This window comes from Candidatus Neomarinimicrobiota bacterium, assembly GCA_034716895.1.
Taxonomy (GTDB): Bacteria; Fidelibacterota; UBA8477; order UBA8477; family JABMPR01; genus JABMPR01.
This window is the reverse complement of the sequence record JAYEKW010000203.1, coordinates 1-1,937: the sequence shown is the minus strand read 5'-3', so window position 1 is coordinate 1,937 and position 1,937 is coordinate 1. Positions and strand designations below refer to the sequence as shown.

Genomic DNA, 1,937 nt, shown 5'->3' with positions numbered 1-1,937 from the left:
ATATGAATGTAATTATCCATGGTTCCAAAGACAACCTCTACCTTACCGTCATTATCAATGTCAGCTATTACAAAACCACCCCGGACTGATGCTGGAAGTGTGTATGGAAAGCCAAGATTAATAAGCTCACTACCGCCACTGGAAATACCAAACACCGTACCCTCTCTGGTGGCTGTGATTACATCTGCGTAATCGAACCGGTCATGATCATCCAGCTCCCCAAGTGCCGGAAAGGGTGGGCGACTTAATCCTGCAGAAGAATATACATGAGGAAAACCATTTCTATGGTCTCCCCCCTCATCCCACGCAAAGCACTGATTTTCTGTGTTGGAGATAACTCTATCCAAGCCTGGTGTCAGTGGATCCCAGTCTGCCATGATGCAGTATGGAACATGATAGGAGTCAAGACCTATATTTCTCTGGCACTCGGCACTTGTTGTCAGATCTCCGGGATCAAGCAGCAATGCAGGATTCTGTGCAGATGTTGACAGGTCTGTGGGTAGTGCGACAACCTGACCCTGAGGCAACGCCCCAACTGCTGGAACAGTTCTCCACTGCACTCCTGACCAATCCCTCTCTGAAATGAAATCATCAGCATCGTAATCGTAGACGAAGCACACCGAATGATCCGCTTGCATAAATACGTTATAGTGAAGACTCACTACAATATCCATGTTGCCATCACCATTCAGATCCTTAAGCAGGGGCCAGCTTGAGATAGTATTTGCATCTGCCGGTATACCCGGCAGTTGAACTGTTCGAATGGCCACGAGATCATCATTAATAACATCAAAGACCTGTAGTTCTCTACCTCGCACAAGTACGATTTCATCCCTTGTTTCAAAGTCTGCCTCATCAACAAAATCAGCAAGAGCAACGGTGTGATTGTCCACCCAGAACCATTCACCAGAATGAGTAAAACTGCTTATCGGGGCTGTGGAAGTTGTGTTGAAAATCATCAGTTCGTCCTGACCGTCTACAACGATGTCTGAAAGACCATCCCCAACCACATTCCCGACAGCAGGAATACTGGGCCATATCGCAGCTGACGGTGTATTGAACATAAAGTAACAACCCGATTCCCATATTGGTGCTCCTGGAGAATCACTACGGTAAACACATATCTGGTTTTCTGTCGTTATCACTATCTCCAGATCTCCTCCGCCATCAAAATCACAGAGAGCAGGGGGAATTATTGTGGAGTGTGCAGTTTGAGTTGGCCAGCCTGTTTCGTTAGGGTAAAAGTCAGTTATCTCCAGGCTCTTTGTTGCTGAATTGTTCGGCATCCATGAATCAGGAGCAATACCACCAGGATCAGTTGCTGATGCTGTTAAATAGAGTGTTCCGGGAGGTGCAAACCATGTGTTATTCCACTGAAATTCCAGTGTTGTTTCGTCACCTGAGGCCAACCCCGGACACTGAGCAGTCAGAATGTCGGGAATGATATTACCGTCGGTTACCTCCAGGGAAACTTCAAACGATCCTGCATTCTGCCAGCCAGCATTCCTGACAGTAGCATAAAGAATCACCTCACCTGAACCGTTTACATTCATCGTTGAATACAAGTTCATCTCAAGGTCTGCAGGGCTGATGATCAGATCGCAGCAGTCCCGGAACTTCATCCTGTCACCAATATCTGCTGCCGGGTCTCCCAGAAGGTTAAACTGGGCCAGTGCCCTGATTCCTCCTTCAATCTCCATAAAAACATCAAGATGCTGGAGTCTGGCTGAAAGAATGGCATCCCCCATTCTTGTAATTCCTCTTTCAAACACTGCAGTCAGTATCCCCTTCCCATAGTACTTATAAGAGTAAATAGATGAAGAATTGGAACCGGCAAACACCCCAAGGGCTCCGCAGTCAGTGTGCTGTATGAATTTCTCGGCCAGGCAGTCTGGTGAGAAATCGTAAGTAGGTCTGAATAACTCATCTATGTAAGT

At 46.8% G+C, this 1,937-nt stretch carries 1 protein-coding gene; it reads right to left on the bottom strand.

Going from position 1 to position 1,937, the window contains the following annotated elements; genetic code table 11:
* The coding region (locus tag U9Q77_12055) for a CARDB domain-containing protein (GenBank protein MEA3288091.1) at positions 1 to 1,871 on the bottom strand (1,871 nt) is incomplete at its 3' end.
* Positions 1,872 to 1,937 lie beyond the last annotated feature (66 nt).